The 17,312-nt window shown below is 66.1% G+C and carries 13 protein-coding genes and 1 pseudogene; 3 read left to right on the top strand and 11 right to left on the bottom strand.

All coding sequences use genetic code 11. The features are described 5' to 3' along the window. Nucleotides 1-97: 97 nt before the first annotated feature. The 3 genes from AC1Q6E_RS23490 to AC1Q6E_RS23480 all read right to left on the bottom strand — a co-directional run bounded on the left by AC1Q6E_RS23490 (nucleotide 98) and on the right by AC1Q6E_RS23480 (nucleotide 3,096). Nucleotides 98-1,402 carry an MFS transporter gene (locus AC1Q6E_RS23490; RefSeq protein WP_492573607.1) on the bottom strand — a complete coding sequence of 435 codons (1,305 nt, stop codon included), beginning with the start codon at nucleotides 1,400-1,402 and terminating at the stop codon, nucleotides 98-100. A 215-nt stretch (nucleotides 1,403-1,617) separates the two neighbouring features. Further along, nucleotides 1,618-2,301 (bottom strand): RraA family protein, encoded by a 684-nt coding sequence (locus AC1Q6E_RS23485; RefSeq protein WP_152792938.1) that lies wholly within the window; start codon nucleotides 2,299-2,301, stop codon nucleotides 1,618-1,620. Nucleotides 2,302-2,310: 9 nt separating this feature from the next. Further along, nucleotides 2,311-3,096, bottom strand: a complete 786-nt coding sequence (locus tag AC1Q6E_RS23480; protein WP_492573606.1) for an SDR family oxidoreductase — start codon at nucleotides 3,094-3,096, stop codon at nucleotides 2,311-2,313. A 95-nt stretch (nucleotides 3,097-3,191) separates the two neighbouring features. Here AC1Q6E_RS23480 and AC1Q6E_RS23475 point away from each other — a divergent pair, with 95 nt between their 5' ends. The 3 genes from AC1Q6E_RS23475 to AC1Q6E_RS23465 all read left to right on the top strand — a co-directional run bounded on the left by AC1Q6E_RS23475 (nucleotide 3,192) and on the right by AC1Q6E_RS23465 (nucleotide 6,873). Next, the gene (locus AC1Q6E_RS23475; RefSeq protein ID WP_152792940.1) at nucleotides 3,192-4,112 is read left to right on the top strand and encodes a LysR substrate-binding domain-containing protein; all 921 of its coding nucleotides are present in this window, start codon (nucleotides 3,192-3,194) and stop codon (nucleotides 4,110-4,112) included. A 73-nt stretch (nucleotides 4,113-4,185) separates the two neighbouring features. Beyond that, nucleotides 4,186-5,103, top strand: a complete 918-nt coding sequence (rarD, locus tag AC1Q6E_RS23470) for an EamA family transporter RarD (RefSeq protein WP_296555879.1) — start codon at nucleotides 4,186-4,188, stop codon at nucleotides 5,101-5,103. A gap of 141 nt (nucleotides 5,104-5,244) precedes the next feature. Next, nucleotides 5,245-6,873, top strand: a complete 1,629-nt coding sequence (locus tag AC1Q6E_RS23465; RefSeq protein WP_492573605.1) for a tannase/feruloyl esterase family alpha/beta hydrolase — start codon at nucleotides 5,245-5,247, stop codon at nucleotides 6,871-6,873. A gap of 53 nt (nucleotides 6,874-6,926) precedes the next feature. Here the strand turns inward: AC1Q6E_RS23465 and AC1Q6E_RS23460 are convergent, their stop codons facing one another. From AC1Q6E_RS23460 to tcuA, 8 genes and pseudogenes are all read right to left on the bottom strand, one after another. After that, entirely contained in the window at nucleotides 6,927-8,228 is a 1,302-nt protein-coding gene (locus tag AC1Q6E_RS23460; protein WP_152792943.1) for a purine-cytosine permease family protein, read from the bottom strand. Nucleotides 8,229-8,380: 152 nt separating this feature from the next. After that, nucleotides 8,381-9,316, bottom strand: a complete 936-nt coding sequence (locus tag AC1Q6E_RS23455) for a dimethyl sulfoxide reductase anchor subunit family protein (protein WP_152792944.1) — start codon at nucleotides 9,314-9,316, stop codon at nucleotides 8,381-8,383. 5 nt (nucleotides 9,317-9,321) lie between these two features. Next, a pseudogene (soeB, locus tag AC1Q6E_RS23450) lies at nucleotides 9,322-9,933 on the bottom strand (sulfite dehydrogenase subunit SoeB); the annotation flags it as partial. Nucleotides 9,934-9,937: 4 nt separating this feature from the next. After that, on the bottom strand, nucleotides 9,938-12,739 hold the full coding sequence (locus AC1Q6E_RS23445; RefSeq protein ID WP_152792946.1) for a molybdopterin oxidoreductase family protein: 2,802 nt from the start codon (nucleotides 12,737-12,739) through the stop codon (nucleotides 9,938-9,940). A gap of 21 nt (nucleotides 12,740-12,760) precedes the next feature. Next, nucleotides 12,761-13,693: an electron transfer flavoprotein subunit alpha/FixB family protein gene (locus AC1Q6E_RS23440; protein WP_296555881.1), complete on the bottom strand. Its 933-nt coding sequence runs from the start codon at nucleotides 13,691-13,693 to the stop codon at nucleotides 12,761-12,763. A gap of 11 nt (nucleotides 13,694-13,704) precedes the next feature. Next, a complete protein-coding gene (locus tag AC1Q6E_RS23435) occupies nucleotides 13,705-14,454 on the bottom strand; it encodes an electron transfer flavoprotein subunit beta/FixA family protein (RefSeq protein ID WP_152792948.1) in 750 nt (249 codons plus the stop codon). Next, nucleotides 14,451-15,821 carry a 2-oxoadipate dioxygenase/decarboxylase HglS gene (gene hglS / locus AC1Q6E_RS23430; RefSeq protein ID WP_152792949.1) on the bottom strand — a complete coding sequence of 457 codons (1,371 nt, stop codon included), beginning with the start codon at nucleotides 15,819-15,821 and terminating at the stop codon, nucleotides 14,451-14,453. Before hglS ends, AC1Q6E_RS23435 begins: the two co-directional genes overlap by 4 nt. A gap of 3 nt (nucleotides 15,822-15,824) precedes the next feature. After that, complete coding sequence (gene tcuA / locus AC1Q6E_RS23425) at nucleotides 15,825-17,312, bottom strand: FAD-dependent tricarballylate dehydrogenase TcuA (RefSeq protein WP_152792950.1); 1,488 nt, start codon at nucleotides 17,310-17,312, stop codon at nucleotides 15,825-15,827.

Raw genomic sequence — 17,312 nt, 5'->3', positions numbered from 1 at the left:
GAGCCGGAGGCAACGCGGGCCTGGAAGTGTGGCCAAGAGAAGAACTTGTCGAATCAGCGCCCCGCCGGCCAGGCCGCCGGAGCTGAGATGACAGCGGCTACGTCTGGACGGAGGGAACGTCCTTGAAGCGCGGCAACGTTGCGCACACCACGCAAACCATCACCAGCATCACGGTCGATGCGATCAGAATGGAGTCGTAGCTTCCGGTCCGCGCTTGTACAAGCCCGTAGATGGCGGGACCGGCGGCGGACCCGGCCATGAACGCTCCAAAGATGTAGCCGTACAGTTCGCCCATGGACTTCAAGCCGAAATAGCGACTCGTGAAGTAGCCCAGCACATCCGACTCCGCGCCCAGGCCAATCCCGAAGAAAAAGGCCATCGGGTAGAAGGCCCAGAGCCCCACGCCACTGGATACCAGCATGAGGCTGGCGAGCGGCAGCATGAATGCAACCATCGCGACACGCGGTGCGAAGAAGCGATCGAAGAGAACGCCCGTGGCGATTCGGCCGATGATGGAGCCCGCGCTCAGGAGGCCGATGAAGACTGCGGTGGCCTTTCCGGCCGAGATACCGCTGTCCATCAACAACGGAACGAAGTGGATCTGGACGCCGTGCAGCGACATCGACATGCAGAATGCGATGAATATCAGGGACCAGAACACGGGCATGCGAAGCGCCTGGGCGCGCGACACGCTGAATGCGGGTGTGCCGCTGCGCAAGCCCGCCTCCTCCGCGCCGAACGGCTCCTGGCCTACATCACCCGGTTCGTTGCGCAGGAACAGGGCCACGATGGGAAACCCCGCCACCAACACCAGCAAGCCAAGGCCCAGATAGGCGACACGCCAGTCGTATTGCGTTACCAGACTCTGCGCCAGCGCAACGCTGATGGCCTGGCCAGCGGCCACGCCTGCCGAAGCAACGCCTATGACGAGCCCACGGCATTTGATGAACCAGGCACTCAACACTCGAATATAGGACACGTTGTTCGCCGCGGTTCCGACAACTCCGATCAGCACGAACATGCCGTAGAAGTGGACCAGTGTCCCAGAGAAGAAGTACATCACGCAGAGCGACAGCCCGAATCCGAACATCGATGGCAGAAGCACCCGGCGTACGCCGATGCGGTCGATCAGCCGGCCTACCAGAGGCGTGGAAAACAGGAGTACGAAGGCCCCCACCGATAACGCCATCGCGACTTGGCCGCGGTTCCATCCGAACTCCTGCCCAAGCGGTTTCATGAATACGCCCAGGGTCAAGAAGGCGATCGCGGTCTGGCCAAACGCCATTCCGACAAAAGCCACTGCCACCGTCACCCAGGCACGAAAGGAAACCCTGCCGCCTGTCGTCCTGGTGCCCTGGGTTACCCCGTCGCGGATTGCCGCGACCTCCGTGGTTACGCTCATTGTCTCCCCCGTCAGCGGCGCCGGCCCCATGCCCACGCCGTCTTTGTCGTTTCTCTTAGTTTTGTGCACTGTATTGTGTATACACAGTTTGAACCAACTTGAATGCCTTGAGCGATAGGGGCAAACCCCTTGATCGCGCACTGCCTTGTACCGCCGAGAACCCATGCCCCAGGCGCCATTGGGCACCCAGGGCTTTCATGAACAGAGTCGGACGATCAGACGTGTCCGTACTTCGCGAGTGCGTCCCCCAACGACAGACCGTCTTTCAACGCACGTCGTACCTGTTGCTCCGTGACGGTGAGCGCTTCGGATTTCTCCAGGACTTCGACGACGGCACCGGATGGAATCACGATGGCACCATCCTCATCGGCGAGGATGAAATCGCCTGGCGCCACGCTGATCATGCCGCCGCCCGCGCCTCGAAGCGAGACGGGGATCTGCCAGGCGTTTACTTTCCATCGCCCGATCGATTGCACGGGCGTCCGGTAGCGCGCATATACGGGGTAGTCCTGTTCGGCGATCCAGCGAATGTCACGCACACCACCGTCGACCAGCGCCCCCACGCTTCCCCGCTCTTTCATGCCAATAGCGATTAGTTCACCGAAGTAGCAGAACCCCCAACCGTCACCACTCCACACACTTACCTCGCCGGGTGAGAGCCCTTGGCAGGCTTGCATCTTGTCGGCGTCGCCCGCCCCTTCGAAGGGAGTCATTTGACCGCGGATCGTATAGGCCCAGCCCGCCAGCTTGCCCGCCGTCGCCGGATAGGGAGCGAACTCCGCGGCCAGCCCTTGATTTGGCAGGCCCATCATGTCGAGAACGTCAGCGACGTTCGACGTATCCACGGCGAGGAATCTTTTGCGGATGATCTCGCGCTCACTGAGGTTTCCAGCATCCATGTCTTTCTCCTAGATATTCGGAATCAATCCACCATCGACACGCACCATGGACCCGGTGATGTACGACGCGCGTGCGCTTGCCAAGAACGTGACGGCGTCCGCGTATTCTTCGGGTTTCCCGTAGCGACGAGCGGGAATGGAAGAGGTGCTGGCGCAAATGACGTCATCAAGCGACCGCTTCTCGCGGTCGGCTCTGGCTTGGTCCAGCTGGGCTATGCGAGCGGTTGAAATACGCCCCGGAAGCACGACGTTGACCGTCACCCCATCCGCGGCGACCTCCGCGGCGAGTGTTTTCGACCAACCGATCAGCGTCATGCGAAGCGCATTGGATACGGCAAGGTTCGATATCGGGGTGATCACACCCGAGGATGCGCTCGTAATAATGCGGCCCCAACCCCTGCGCCGCATTCCGGGCAATACGAGCGAAGTGAGCTGCATCAGCGACAGGACCATGGCATCGAACTGTCCATGCCACAGCTCGTCCCGCACATCGGTCGCCAGACTGGGCGGCGGCCCGCCGGAATTGTTTACCAGGATATCAACGTCCCCCGCCCAATCCTGGATCTGCGACAGCAGTGTCGGAAAAATCTCCCTCCGGGACAGGTCCCACTCGAGCGGCAAAGCGTGGCCGCCACAAGCGCCGACCGCCTCCGCGGTACGGCATGCCGCCTGCGCACTCACGTCCGCGATGACGACGCTGGCGCCTTCCGCAGCAAGTTGCAGAGCGATTGCGCTGCCCAGGCCGCCGCCTCCCCCCGTAACGAGAGCGACTTTTCCCTTGATTCCAAAATCCATGCAAAAACCTCATAATTAACCATGCACGCTGATTGGACATGGGCATTACCGCTCACTCAAACGGAAAAATCTCATGACTTTGATGCGAGAAAATCATGAATAAGGATCGCCCGATCAGCCTTGCGGGTTTACGGGGCTTCGTCCTTGCCGCCCGGCAAGGAAGCTTCACGAAAGCGGCGGAGGAGCTATGCCTGACGCAATCCGCGCTGAGCCGGCAGATACAGGCGCTGGAAAGCGAACTGGGGGAACGACTGTTCGTGCGCACGACCCGCGTGCTCAAACTGACCGAAGCAGGCGCAAAGCTGGAGAAGGTCGCGGTAGCCATGCTGGATCAACTCGACGGTTGCGTTTCTCAGATCCGCCGCGGTTCCGCTAAGAAGCGGGTCACGATATCGTCGTTCTCGTCATTCATTTCGATGTGGTTGATTCCCAGGCTTGGGGCCTTGCATGCGGCTCATCCCGACATCGATCTGCACTTTCAGGCGACTGATCGGTTCGTCGATCTGGACACCGAGGACGTCGATGTGGCAATCAGATACTGCACGCCGGACACCTTGCCTTCCACGGGCCAGGTCTTGACCAGGGAAGAGATTTACCCGGTGGGCAGCAACACCGTCGCTGCCAACATCGAACCGGGTTTGGACAAGGCATTCGACCCTGAAGGCCAGACCTTGCTTCTTCAGGAGTCCACCACCAGCCTCTACCCATGGTCTGCCTGGGCGACATGGCTGCCCGACACCGCCACGGCGGAAACCACGAAGAGCCTGCGATTCACCAATCACGACCAGATCATCCAAGCCACGATGCTCGGGCAAGGCGTTGCATTGGGGCGGCATGTTCTCATCGAATACTTTGTCGAATCGGGCCTACTGCGGAGATTGTCGCCAGTAGGCATCGTTCCGCCGCAAGCCTACTGCCTGCTCGTCTCCGAGCGAGCCAAGGCGGTACCGGAAGTAGAGTTGTTCATCGAATGGTTGAAGTCGGAGATACGTATCGGGAACGCATCGCCCCAGTAGAGAGACGGGGATTTTTTCAGCACCCGCGGCGCCCATGGCTTCACCCTACCCATCCCACGCTTCCCCCTTTTCAATGACTGCCCCCTCCTCCCTCGACACCTCCACCGGCGTCCTGCTCAACGTGGCCTCGTCAGCGCTTTTCGCGCTGATGTCCGCGTACACCGTCTTGCTGCGCCCCCTGGACGGCGCGGCCATCTACGGCTGGCGGATGCTGCTCACCGTCCCGGCGCTGACCCTGCTGGTCCTGGCCATGGGACGTTGGCACGAGATCCGCCAGCTCGCCGCGCGGATCCGCCGCGAACGGTTTTTCTGGGCACAGCGCTTGCTGTCGGCCGCGCTGCTCGGCGGCCAGCTCTGGCTGTTCATGTGGGCGCCGGTGAACGGTCACGGACTCGATGTCTCGCTGGGCTATTTCCTGCTGCCGATCGTGATGGTGGCGCTGGGCCGACTGGCCTTCGACGAACGCATCAGCCCGATGCAACTGCTCGCCGGCGGCCTGGCATTCGCGGGGATCGTCTACCAGATCGCCATCATCCGTACCGTGTCCTGGCCCGCGTTGCTGGTGTGCCTGGGCTATCCCGGCTACTTCTGGCTGCGCCGCGCCACCCATACCAACACCCTGGGCTCGCTGTGGCTGGACATGACGCTGGGCCTGCCCGTCAGCGTGTTTTTCGTCGTGCAGGGCGGGTATGCGCTGCCGGCCGATGCGCCGCCCGCCCTGCCGTGGCTGATCCTCGGCCTGGGCATCATCAGCGCCTCGGCACTGGGATTGCAGGCGCTGTCGGCGCCGAAGTTGAACCTGACGCTGTTCGGCCTGCTGATCTACGTGGAACCGGTCTTGCTGGTCATCGTGGCCGCGGGAGTGCTCGGTGAATCCATTCCCGCCTCGCAGTGGCCCACCTATCTGGCGATCTGGATGGCGGTGCTGGTTCTGGTCGCCGAAGGGGTGGCCACCATGACACGCCAACGGCCACCGCCCCCACTATCCTGAGCTATCGATCAATTCATGTAAATTTTCGAATTCCCAAATGAAATCTCCCGGCATAGAGTGCGGCGGACAAGAAGGTTCCAGCGAATCTCGCCATGCGCACAAGATCGACAACGAGCGCGGCGCCACACCAGAGGAGAAATCATGGGATACCCCTGTCCCGCGAGCGGCATATTGCCTCTCGCGCTTGTCCTGGCCGCAACGCTCGCCGCCTGTGGCGGCGACGACGGCGGATCGCCGGCCCAGCCGCCCGGGCCGGGCGGGCCTGTCGGGCCGGTCGCCCGCGCCTGCCAGGTGGAAGATTTCGCCGACGTACGGATTCCCGCGGCGCGCATCACGGCGGTGTCGTCCATTCCCGCGGGCACCTATCGACCCGCAGACAGCCGCCAGGACCTGAACGGCGTCCCCGCGTTCTGCCGCATCGATGCCGTGGCCATGCCCAGCGCCAGCTCGCGGATCGACTTCCAGCTCTGGGTGCCGGAGGGAACGGCCTGGAACGGCAAGCTGGTCACCACCGGCAACGGCGGCTACAGCCCGGCGCTGAGCTATGGCGACATGGCCTATGCGATGCGGCAGGGCTACGCCGTGCTTGGCGGCGATACCGGCCACCAGACCGAGGACATGCTGTGGGGCGTCGGCAATCCGGAGAAAATCATCGACTGGGGATCCCGGTCGGTCAACGCGATTACCGTCGCGGGCAAACAATTGCTGGCCGAGTTGCGCGGCACGGCGGCCAGCCGGGCCTACTACCTGGGATGCTCCACGGGCGGTCATCAGGGATTTGCGGAAGCACAGCGCTATCCCGAAGATTTCGACGGCATCATTGCCGGCGCGCCCGGCAATAACCGCACCGCCCTCAATATCGAATTCATGTGGCGGTTCCGCTCCAACCGCCCGGCCAACGACAACCTCACGCAATTCCTGACGCCGGCCAAGCTCCGGCTCATCACGGATAGCGCCGTCGCGGCCTGCGATGCGCTGGATGGCGTGACGGACGGCGTCATCGACGATCCCCGCGCCTGCAGCGCGGACAAATTCGACGTCGCGACCTTGCTGTGCACCGCCGGCGATGCCGCGGACTGCCTGACATCCAGCCAGCTTGCCGCCGCCCGCAACATCTATCGAGGGCCGCGCAATCCCCGTACGAACGCCCAGCTCTATCCCGGCTGGCCGGTGGGCAGTGAATCGGGATGGTCGGGCTACATGGGGTCGACCGAACCGGTACGGGCAGACTTCTGGCGCTACTGGGTTTTCGACGATCCGCAGTGGAACTGGTGGACATTCGATTTCGACCGCGACGTTTCGTATGCGTATGCCAAGATTGCACCGCTGGTCGACCAGACCAGCGCCGACCTGTCGGCATTCAAGTCGGCGGGCGGCAAGCTGATGGTCTATCACGGCTGGAGCGATCCGGTGGTCAGCGCCTACGACAGCATCGGCTACTACGATCGCGTGCTCGATGCGCAAGGCTCCCGGAACGCGCTCGATGCGTTCTACCGGCTCTTCCTGGTTCCCGGCATGGGCCATTGCAGCGGCGGCCCGGGTGCGACCACCCTGCGCGTCGACGGCGACGCCGCTCCCGATCCGAGCCGCGACGTCCTGGCTGCCATGGATCGATGGGTCGAGCAGGGAACGCCCCCGGACGACTTCGTCGCGTCGCGGACGGCGGCCGGATCCGTGCAGAGAGCCCGTCCGTTGTGCGCCTATCCCAAGCAGGCGGTCTATCGGGGGACGGGCGATCCGGACGATGCGGCGAATTACGCCTGCCGCTGAAAGCGCGACGGACGCGGGCCACGGCCTCGATGGCCGTGCCCGCCGGAGACTGGCTACGCGGGAACCGGCCCGGCCGGCTCGCCCCGCCGCATGAACAATACGGCCAGGCCAAAACTCAGCGCCAGGGTCGGCAGGGCCGACCCCAGCGCGGTACTGGCAAGCGGCAGCAGATGATAGAACGCAATGCCGGCGATCCAGATGAGCACGGCCGTGACCCGCACCGAAGGTGCTTCCCGCAGCAGCCGTTCGGCATCGGCCCCCAGGCCCAGGGTACCCAGCATCACCCCGAACAGCGGCACGAAGCAGGAACTGAGCAGCAGCAGGAACGGCTCCAGGCTGTGCATGGGCAGCACCATCGCCAGCAGGCAGCAGGCCGTGGCGATCAGCAGTCCCCAGCGGCGGATGCTCCAGCGCGGCGCCATGCTGTGCGCCGACACCGAAGCCGAGTAGTTGTCGCCATAGGCGTTGTCGACTTCGTCGATCAGCACCAGTGACAGCGCGATCAGGCCACCCTGGGCCTGCAGCAGGGCCATGATCAGGTCCTGGCTCGGCAGCGTCAGCGCGACCAGCACGCCCAATCCATAGCACCAGATGTTGGCCACGGCATAGCCGGTCCAGGTGCCCGTCAGCGCCGAACGGCCCCGCTTGCCGTGGCGTGCGTAGTCGGCCACCAGCGGCAGCCAGCTGATGGGCATGGCGATCACCAGGTCCAGGGCCGACAGCGCGCTCATGCCACCCGTGCCGCTCCGGCTCCACAAGGCGGCCAGCCCCTGGCCCTGCGCCATGGAAAGGAACTGCCAGCTCAGCCACAGCAATGAAAGCACGACCAGCGGCAGGGCCACGCGCGAGACGATGCGCCGCACCAGGCGCACCATGGAGCCACCGATGAGCAGCAGGATCACCGCCCCCCAGAGCAGCGTGGCCAGGTAGGGCCAGTAGTCGGCGGTCATGGCGCCGCCATGGCGGCCCACGGCGACGGTGGCATCGCGCATCACCACGAGTTCGAACGCGCCCCAGCCCAGCAACTGCACGATGTTGAGAACGATGGGCAGGCGCGCGAAACCGCGCCCGTAGACCGCCACCATCAGGCCGGCGCTGGACAGGCCGCTGCGGCAGCCTATCTGCGCGACCCAGCCCAGCAGCCCGGCCCCCAGCACGGAGCCCAGCACGATGACCAGCAAGGCTTGCGGGGGACTCAAGGCCGGCAGCAGGTACGAGCCCATCTGCATGACCAGCAGGCCCACGCCCAGGCTGAACCAGAGCGACGCGTGGTCGTGCCACAGGAAGACGCGTTGTTCGCCGGGAACGGCGGCGAGCGCCTCGTTGCCGGGGGACGAGGATGAGGAGTGTGTCATGGGTGTTCGTTCGGGGGACATGGCCCGGTCTGGGCATGTCCCGCACAATACCAGACCACGGGCGCCGCCCCTGCGCGCAAAAGCCGGTCTTGGGGTGACGAACCTGCGTGCGGCGGCGCGACTCCGGCATGTCGCGCCTCGCGGTCATCCCCCTAGGAAATCACCTGGTAGTACAGATTCTGCGGATGATTCGCCTGCGCGAAAAAGAACCATCGCTCCGCCAGCAACCCCAGGTACTGCACCGCCAGCGCCCCGGCCAGCAGCGCGCCGCTGGCACGGAACTGCCCCCACGCCAGCAGCAGCGCCGAACCGGGAAACAGCAGCAACAGGAACGCCCAGCGCACGCCGCGGATCACGGCCGCGCTGCGGCCGTGGAAGAACTCGCGCGTGTTGAAGGTGCCACCCATCGCGCCCATGGATTTCTGCGCGATCTTCGGATTCCGGATGCCCAATGCGCTCTGCAGCGTCGAGCCCGGCCGCAGCCGGGCATTGCGGCGCAGCATGAGCAGCCGGACCACCAGGCCGGCACCCAGCGACACATAGGCGGCCAGCAGGTAGGCCGGCACCCAGCGCGGCGCCGTCCAGGCCGCCCAGGCCGACGCCGCGGTGAAACCCGAGACGCAGCCCAGCAATGCGAAATTGGCCAGGGTGAACGGGCTGGCCCACTCGCGGATGAAGCGCAGGCAGGCGTAGATCATCGCCGTGCATACCCACAGCGCCAACGCGCAGGCCACGCACAGGAAACCCACCGCCGTGGCGTAGCCCTGCCCGGCATGGTGGGCCCAGGCATACCATGCCGCGGAAACGATGAAAGCCGGCACCGCGATGACCTCGCGCGAGAGCCACGAAGTACGCCACATGGCGGCGCTGCGCCAGAAACGCTCGGGACGGCCCAGGTGGAAGAACGACGCGAAGAGTCCCAGGATCGCCAGCGCCACGCACAGCAGCGCCCCGCCACCGAAGAAGCGCTGCGCCGCGGCCGGCTCGAGCGCCCCGCCGAACACGTCCGCGCCGACCAGCGCCAGCATCAGGCCCTGCGCCATGCCGCACAGCGTGGTCAGGAAAATGACCGACCAGGCGGGCTTCATTCCGGGCTCCGGCGGGGCAGGTAGTGATTCGCCGGCCGCGTGCCCCACTCCGGCATGAGCGCGTAGCCGCCGCGCTCGCGTATCGCCTGCGACACTTCGGAACGCTCGTCATGCACGTCGCCGAACAACCGCGCGTTGGTCGGACAGGCCATCACGCAGGCCGGCTTGCGCTCGTTCTCGGGCAGCGCCGGGTTGTGGACGCGGTCGACGCAAAGCGTGCACTTGGTCATCACTTTCCGGCCTTCGTCGAGTTCGCGCGCGCCATACGGACAGGCCCACGAACAGTACTTGCAGCCTATGCACTTGTCGTAGTCCACCAGCACGATGCCGTCCTCCTTGCGCTTGTACGACGCGCCGGTGGGACAGACCGGCACACAGGGCGGATCCTCGCAATGCAGGCAGCTCTTGGGAAAATGCAGGGTCTCGGTCAGCGGGAACTCACCCACCTCGAAGGTCTGCACGCGGTTGAAGAACGTACCGCTCGGGCTCTCGCCGTAGGGGTTCGCGTCCTCCAGCGGACCGGCCGAACCGGAGGTGTTCCACTGCTTGCAGGACGTCACGCAGGCGTGGCAGCCCACGCAGACGTCCAGATCGATGACAAGCGCGAGTTGGGTCATGGGGTTATTTTCCGCCGGCGAAATAGGCTTGGACTTTCCGGATGATGCCGGTGCCCGGCATCGGCTTCATGGCGGGAAACCGCGGCCAGACCTCCTTGGGCTCGCCGGGATCCGCCGGGCCGATACGCACGCGGACGTCGTACCAGCCCGCCTGCCCGGTGACGGGATCGCTGTTGGAAACCGTCCCGCCCGGGCCCGGCAGGGGCAGTTCTTCCGAAATCAGGTGGTTGAGCAGGAACCCCTTGCTGGATTCGTCGGCCTGCGGCCCGAGGTTCCAGGCGCCGCGCGACTTGCCGATGGCATTCCAGGTCCACACGGTGCCGGGTTCGACCGCCTCGCTGTAGCGGCACATGCACCGCAACCGGCCCCACTGCGACTCGACCCAGATCCATCCGCCGTCCTCGACCTGCGCGGCGCGCGCGGTGACGGGATTCACCATGAGGTAGTTGTGGCTGTGGATCTGGCGCAGCCAGGCGTTCTGCGAGTCCCATGAGTGGTACATGGCCATCGGCCGCTGCGTGATGGCGTTGAGCGGGTATTTTTCGAGATCGATCGCCGCGTGCTCCAGCGGCGGCGACCAGAATGGCAGCGGATCGAAGTGGCGCTCGATGCGTGCGCGCAGGTGCGGCGGCGGCTGCTTGCCGTCGCGCCTGCCCTGGGCGGCCAGCCGGAATTCCTGCATCACCGGCGAGTACAGCTGGATGCGGATGGGCTCGGGCGCGCCGTTGAAGCCGGCCTGCCGGGCAAAGGCCAGATAGTCGCGGTTCCAGTTGCGCATGTATTGCATGCCGGGCGGCAGCTCGTGGTGGAACACACAGTTGTTCTCGGCATATTTTTCCCACTGGCGCGGGTTGGGTTCGCCCACCAGCGACTTCTCGCCGTCGCTGCCGCGCCAGCCGCCCAGAAACCCGATGCCCGAACCGGGCGCGGTCTCGTAGCGGACGATGAAGTCTTCATAGCCCCGGTACTTGCGGCTGCCATCCGGCTCGGTGAACACCGGCAGCTTCAGGCGCCAGCCCAGTTCGATCAGTACCTCCTGGAAAGGCTTGCACAGCCCTTTCGGCGCAACGACGGGAATCCGCACGGAGTCCACCGGGCCGTCGAACTCCGAAATCGGCCGGTCGAGCAGCGACATCGCGTCATGCCGCTCCAGATAGGTGGTGTCGGGCAGGATCAGATCGGCGTACTGGGTCATCTCCGAGGCGAAAGCGTCGCACACCACGATGAAGGGGATCCGGTACTCGCCGCTCTGGTCGCGGTCGTTCAGCATCGTCCGCACCTGGGTGGTGTTCATGGTCGAGTTCCAGGCCATGTTCGCCATGAAGATCAGCAGGGTGTCGATACGGTACGGATCGCCGCGCCAGGCGTTGGTGATGACGTTGTGCATCAGGCCGTGGGCCGAAAGCGGATGCTCCCACGAGAACCCCTTGTCGATCCGGATCGGTTCGCCGCCAGGCCCCACCGCCAGGTCGTCGGGGCTGGCCGGGAATCCCAGCGGGGCGGCCCCCAGCGGCGTCATGGGCCGCACCTGGTCCCAGGTATTCGGCGGGCGCACGGCCGGCGGGATGGATTTGGGGAACGGCGCCTTGTGGCGAAAACCGCCGGGCCGGTCTATGGTGCCCAGCAGGCTCATCAGGATGGCCAATGCGCGAATCGTCTGGAAGCCGTTGGAATGCGCGGCCAGGCCTCGCATCGCGTGGAACGCCACCGGACGGGCGACGACGCTGGCATGCTCCACGCCCTCGGTATCCGTCCAGGCAATGGGCAGTTCGAACGACGCGCGCATGGCCGTCTCGCCCATCTCGCGGGCCAGGGCCACGATGCGCGCCGCCGGGATGCCGGTGATGGCGCTGGCCCATTCCGGCGTACAGTCCGCCACCCGTTCGCGCAGGAGTTCAAACGCGGGCTTCGCGGGCTTGCCCCCGACCTCGCGTCCGCCCTCCTCCAGCGATTCGCCCTTGCCGACGATGAGACCGCTGTCGAGATCGACCAGGTCCAGGGCGTTGGTGTAGCGGGCGACGAAATCGCGGTCGAACTCACCGCTGGCGATCAGTTCCCGGATCAGCGCCATGAAGAGCGCGCCGTCGGTCCCCGGCCGTATCGGGATCCATTCATGGGCGATGGCGGAGTATCCGGTGCGGACGGGATTGATGGAGATGAAACGGCCCCCCGCCCGCTTGAACTTCGAGATCGCGGTTTTCAGCGGATTGGAATGGTGGTCCTCGGCGGTTCCTATCATCACGAACAGCCTCGCATGGTCCAGGTCGGGCCCGCCGAACTCCCAGAACGAGCCGCCGATGCTGTAGATCATGCCGGCGGCCATGTTGACCGAACAGAATCCGCCGTGCGCGGCGTAATTGGGGGTGCCGAACTGGCGCGCCCAGAGGCTGGTCAGGGCCTGCATCTGGTCTCGCCCGGTGAAAAGCGCGAATCGCTTGGGGTCCGTGGCACGGATCCGGCCCAGGCGATCGGTCAAGGTGGCGTAGACCTCGTCCCACGAGATCTCGACATAGTCTCCGTCACCGCGGGCGGAGCCCGGCCGGCGCTTGAGCGGCACCGTGAGCCGGGCGGGCGAATGCTGTTTCATGATGCCGGAAGACCCCTTGGCGCAGATCTTCCCCTCGTTCAGCGGGTGGTCCGGATTGCCGTCGATGTAGCGGACCTCGCCATCGCGCAGGTGGACACGGATGCCGCAACGGCAGGCGCACATGTAGCAGGTCGTGTGCTTGACCTCGTCCGCGGCGCCCGGCACGGGCGGCCCGAGCGGATCATGGACAGGCGGCGTGGGACGCAGGAATTCGAACATGGAGGTCCTTGCCCTCGGGCATTAGAGTCGCGTCAGGAGTTCCGGGACCGCCTCGAACAGATCAGCCTCCAGTCCATAGTCGGCAACGCCGAAGATCGGCGCCTCGCCGTCCCGGTTGATCGCCACGATCACCTTGGAATCCTTCATGCCCGCCAGATGCTGGATGGCGCCCGAGATGCCCGTGGCGATATAGAGCTGCGGCGCCACGACCTTGCCGGTCTGGCCCACCTGCAAGTCGTGCGGAGCATAGCCCGCATCGACCGCGGCGCGGCTGGCGCCGATCGCCGCGCCCAGCTTGTCGGCCAGCGGGCCGATGACGTCCTTGAAGCGATCAGCGCTGCCCAGCCCTCGTCCGCCCGACACCACGATCTTCGCCGCGGTCAGGTCCGGACGATCGCTGCCGCTGACCTCGCGTCCGGCGAAGCGGCTCCTGCCATACCCGGACACCGCCGGGACGGACTCGATCCGCGCGTCGCCGCCCGTCGCGGCCACCGGATCGAAACCCGTCGCGCGCACGGTGATCACCTTGACCGGGTCGCCGCTCTGCACCGTGGCCAGCGCGTTGCCGGCGTAGATGGGCCGTTCGAAGGTATCGCTGCTTTCCACGCGGACGATGTCGCTGAGCTGGGATACGTCGAGTTTCGCGGCGACGCGGGGCGCGACACTCTTGCCGCCGGCGTTCGCGGGAAAAAGAATGTGGCCGTAGCCGCCGGCCACGGCCAGCACCTGGGCCGCGACGTTCTCGGCCAGGCCATCGGCCAGACAGGGCCCCTCGGCATGCAGCACCCGGGCCACCCCGCCGATCCGGGAGGCGGCCCGGGCGGCTTCGTCCGCCCCGCTGCCGGCCACCAGCAGGTGGACCTCGCCGTCGCAGGCGCGGGCCGCCGCGATGGTGCTGAGCGTGGCGGGACTGATGGAAACGTTGTCGTGCTCGGCGACGACGAGTGCGGCCATGCGACTCTCCCTCAAAGGACCTTGGCTTCGTTGCGCAACTTGTCGACCAGCGTCGCCACGTCCGGCACCCTGGCGGCCGACGCCCGTGGACGCGGCTCCGAGACCCGGATCGTGCGCAGGCGCGACCCGACCTGAACCCCCAGGTCGCCGGGCGTGACGGTCTCGATGGTTTTCTTCCTGGCTTTCATGACGTTGGGCAGCGTCACGAAGCGCGGCGCGTTCAGCCGCAGGTCGACCGTGACGACGGCTGGCAGGGACAACACGACCGTCTCCACGCCCCGGTCGACCTCCCGGGTGACCACTGCCTCACCGTCTTGCAGCTCGATCCTGCCCGCGAAGGTCGCCTGCGGCAGGTCCGCCAGCGCCGCCAGCATCTGGCCCGTCTGGTTCGCGTCGTCGTCGATGGCCTGCTTGCCCAGCAGCATGAGCCGCGGCTGCTCCCGGTCGGCCAGCGCCTTGAGCAGCTTGGCCACGGCCAGCGGCTGCAGATCTTCCCCGGTCTCGACCAGGATGCCCCGGTCGGCGCCCATCGCGATGGCCGTGCGCAAGGTCTCCTGGCATGCGGCGACGCCGCACGACACCGCCACGACCTCGGTGGCGATGCCCTTTTCCTTCAGCCGGACGGCCTCCTCGACGGCGATCTCGTCGAAGGGGTTCATGCTCATCTTCGCATTGGCGATATCCACGCCGGAGCCGTCCGCCTTGACGCGGACCTTCACGTTGTAGTCGACCACCCGCTTGACCGCGACCAGTACCTTCATTGACTCACCTTTGCGTGAAGCGCTTCGAGCGAACGGGCCTGCGCCGCCTCGTACAGCGCGATCTCGTCCAGCACCGGCGCGCCCAGGGCGTGCTCGAACGCCGCCTGCGCGGCGTTGCCGGCATAGCTGCGCGGTCCCGCCCCGCCCAGGTTGGACTGGAAGATGCCGGCGGCGCTCACGGGCAGGAAATCCTCGTAGACGATGGGATCGGCCCGGACCAGGCCGCGCTCGATCTGCGCCTCCAGGGATAGCCCCGCGGCGGCGGCGTCCCGGCTGCCCCGGCTGGTGCGCGCATAGCGGAAGAAGGCGAGCCCCTCCCGCCGCAGCGTCGTCAGGTCGTCGGGAAAGTCCTTGAACGCCCCGGCCAGCCGGCCGGCATAGTCCCGGTCCGGGGACCCCGGTGAGCCGTGCCTGACATTCGCCAGCAGCGTGTCGTAGCGCGCACGCCCCTTGCGGGTCAACGCCACGCCCCGCTGCTCGATCTCGCCGAAGCGGGCGGTATGCGTTCCTGGCGCCCGGGCGTCCTCGCCCACGAAGGCGATGCGTTCCTCCAGCGCCTTGAAACTCGTCTGCCTGAGCAAAAGCGCCACCTTGCGCGCGGGCGGCCCTTCGATCACCGTCTTGGCGGCGATGCCGCGCACCGGCATCGCCGCCTGGACGGCATCGATGTCCAGCGTGCGCGGCGTCAGGTGGTTGATGTGCGGCCCCTTGAAACACACGACATCGGCCACCAGGCGATGGGCATCGTGCAGCCGGGCGTAGGTCGCCTTGTCCACGGTTGCCGCGCTGTGCCAGCGAAACGTCTGCAGGGCCTCGGCCACCAGCTCGTCGGCCTCGGCGCCGGCAAGGGCTCCCTGCCCTTCGGCGCGTTCGACCAGGTCCAGCAGACGGGGGGTGAAGATCCGCCGCCGCTCCAGGATGTCGGTGGCGATCATGCGCAGCCCGGCATCCTCGATCAGGTCCAGGCGCAACAACGACGTGAATACCCGGAACGGGTTGCGCGCCAGGGAGGCATCCTCCACCGGGCGGAATGCGGTGGCATGCACGGGCACGCCCGCCACCGAAAGATCGTAATAGCCGACAGGCCGCATGCCCATGACGGCGAAGACACGCCGCATCGTGGCGAGCTCTCGGGCGGAGCCGAGACGGATCGCGCCATGGCGCTCGACGCCCAGGCGCTCCAGCTCTCCGGCACGGGCCAGGCGCTCGCGCAACGCCGGTTCGCGCCGCAGCGCGGCGGCATTGACGTCCGCGACGAGATCGAGCAGCGCGCCGTATTGCGGCACCTCGCGCCGGTACATGTCCGACATGCGGCGGGAGAACCGAGCGCGGATCTCGTCGCCGTCCGCGAGGCCGGGAGTCTCCATGGCCTAGCGCGAACCCACGTATTCCGCGGCGGCATCGCCCGCGACCCGTCCGAAGACGGAGCCCGAGATGAGACCGCTGCCGCCAGGATAGTTCGAATAGAAGAGCCCGCCCACCATTTCACCGGCCGTGTACAGGCCCGGAATGACGCGCGCGTCGACATCTTCGACTTCGGCGCGGGCATTGATCTTGAGTCCGCCGAACGTGAAAGTGATGCCGGTGGTGACCGGATAGGCCTCGAACGGGCCTTCGTCGATGGTGTTGGCCCAGTTCGACTTGTTCAGGGCAAGCCCCTCCGTGCACCGGCCATCCTTGCTGTTCGGGTCGAACGCCCGATCGGTGCGGACCGCCGCGTTGTACTCCCGTATCGTGGCCAGGAACTGCTGGGGATTGACCCCTTCCATGCTCTCGGCCAGGCCCTCCAGGGTATCGGCGCGCACCTTGGTCACGCTGCGCAGCCGGTACTCGTCGCGCAGGAGGTGCAGCACCTTGTTGTCGAAGACCTGATAGGCCAGTTGCTTGGGCTGCCGTGCCAGCGCCAGGCCGCATTCCACATAGGTGTACATGCGGAAGTCGTAGCCTTCGTCGAAGAAACGCTTGCCTTCGGCATTGACCAGCACCCCGAACGGGTAGCTGTGTTTCTGGAACGCATCGCCGAACTTGAGATCGCCATAGTTCGGCGCGTTGAGGTCGCCCGCGACCACGTGGCAGCCCGACCAGTTGCCGGCCGGCAGCGCGCCGGCGTCGATCGCCATGCGCAGTCCGTCGCCGGTGTTGAAGCGCGATCCACGGACCTTGGCCAGGTCCCAGCCCGGTCCCAGGTAGCGGGCGCGCCATTCGGCGTTGGCCTCGAAACCGCCACAGGCGAGGATCACCGCGCCGCTCTCGATATCCTGGGTCTTGCCATCGATGCGCGCCCTGACGCCATGGACGCCGCTGTCGTCGGCAAGCAGGGAAAGCGCGCGGGCGTTGTAGTGCACGCTGATGCCCCGATCCGCGACCAGCTTGTAGAGCGAATCGACCAGGCCCGCGCCGCCGCCGACCACTTCCACCACCACTCCGCCGGAGAACTTGAAGCGCCCCCCCACCTTGTAGGCCTGCTTGCCGTACTTGGGCACGTAGCGCAGCCCGAGCGAGCGCAGCCAGCACACGGTATCGAAGCTGCGCCTGACCAGGACCTCGGCCAGGTCGGGATCGCTGCGGAAATCGGTGACGCGGAACAGGTCGTCGAAGAATTCGTCCTCGGTGTAGGCACCGAAGTCGGTGTTCTGCTTTTCGTCCTCGGTCAGGTCGGGTACGACTTTCAACAGATCGTCCACGCCATTGAAGGCGAAGCGCATCGACCCCTCGGTAAAGCGGCTGTTGCCGCCGCGCTCATCTTCGGGTGCCCGTTCGAGCACCATCACCGAGACGCCGTGCGCGCGCGCCGCCAGCGCCGCGCACAAGGCGGCGTTGCCGCCGCCGACGACCAGTACATCAGTATGGATAGCCAT

It is taken from the genome of Pigmentiphaga sp. MLSB6-MA01 (genome assembly GCF_058793475.1).
The sequence above is the reverse complement of the archived record's forward strand: the minus strand, read 5'-3'. Positions and strand labels throughout refer to the sequence as shown.

Coding starts and splice junctions, on each gene's coding strand:
- AC1Q6E_RS23490 (WP_492573607.1), bottom strand. CDS start 1,402: ATGAGCGTAACCACGGAGGTCGCGGCAATCCGCGACGGGGTAACCCAG.
- AC1Q6E_RS23485 (WP_152792938.1), bottom strand. CDS start 2,301: ATGGATGCTGGAAACCTCAGTGAGCGCGAGATCATCCGCAAAAGATTC.
- AC1Q6E_RS23460 (WP_152792943.1), bottom strand. CDS start 8,228: ATGACACACTCCTCATCCTCGTCCCCCGGCAACGAGGCGCTCGCCGCC.
- AC1Q6E_RS23455 (WP_152792944.1), bottom strand. CDS start 9,316: ATGAAGCCCGCCTGGTCGGTCATTTTCCTGACCACGCTGTGCGGCATG.
- hglS (WP_152792949.1), bottom strand. CDS start 15,821: ATGGAGACTCCCGGCCTCGCGGACGGCGACGAGATCCGCGCTCGGTTC.
- AC1Q6E_RS23440 (WP_296555881.1), bottom strand. CDS start 13,693: ATGGCCGCACTCGTCGTCGCCGAGCACGACAACGTTTCCATCAGTCCC.
- tcuA (WP_152792950.1), bottom strand. CDS start 17,312: ATGGCTATCCATACTGATGTACTGGTCGTCGGCGGCGGCAACGCCGCC.
- AC1Q6E_RS23445 (WP_152792946.1), bottom strand. CDS start 12,739: ATGTTCGAATTCCTGCGTCCCACGCCGCCTGTCCATGATCCGCTCGGG.
- AC1Q6E_RS23435 (WP_152792948.1), bottom strand. CDS start 14,454: ATGAAGGTACTGGTCGCGGTCAAGCGGGTGGTCGACTACAACGTGAAG.
- rarD (WP_296555879.1), top strand. CDS start 4,186: ATGACTGCCCCCTCCTCCCTCGACACCTCCACCGGCGTCCTGCTCAAC.
- AC1Q6E_RS23465 (WP_492573605.1), top strand. CDS start 5,245: ATGGGATACCCCTGTCCCGCGAGCGGCATATTGCCTCTCGCGCTTGTC.
- AC1Q6E_RS23480 (WP_492573606.1), bottom strand. CDS start 3,096: ATGGATTTTGGAATCAAGGGAAAAGTCGCTCTCGTTACGGGGGGAGGC.
- AC1Q6E_RS23475 (WP_152792940.1), top strand. CDS start 3,192: ATGAATAAGGATCGCCCGATCAGCCTTGCGGGTTTACGGGGCTTCGTC.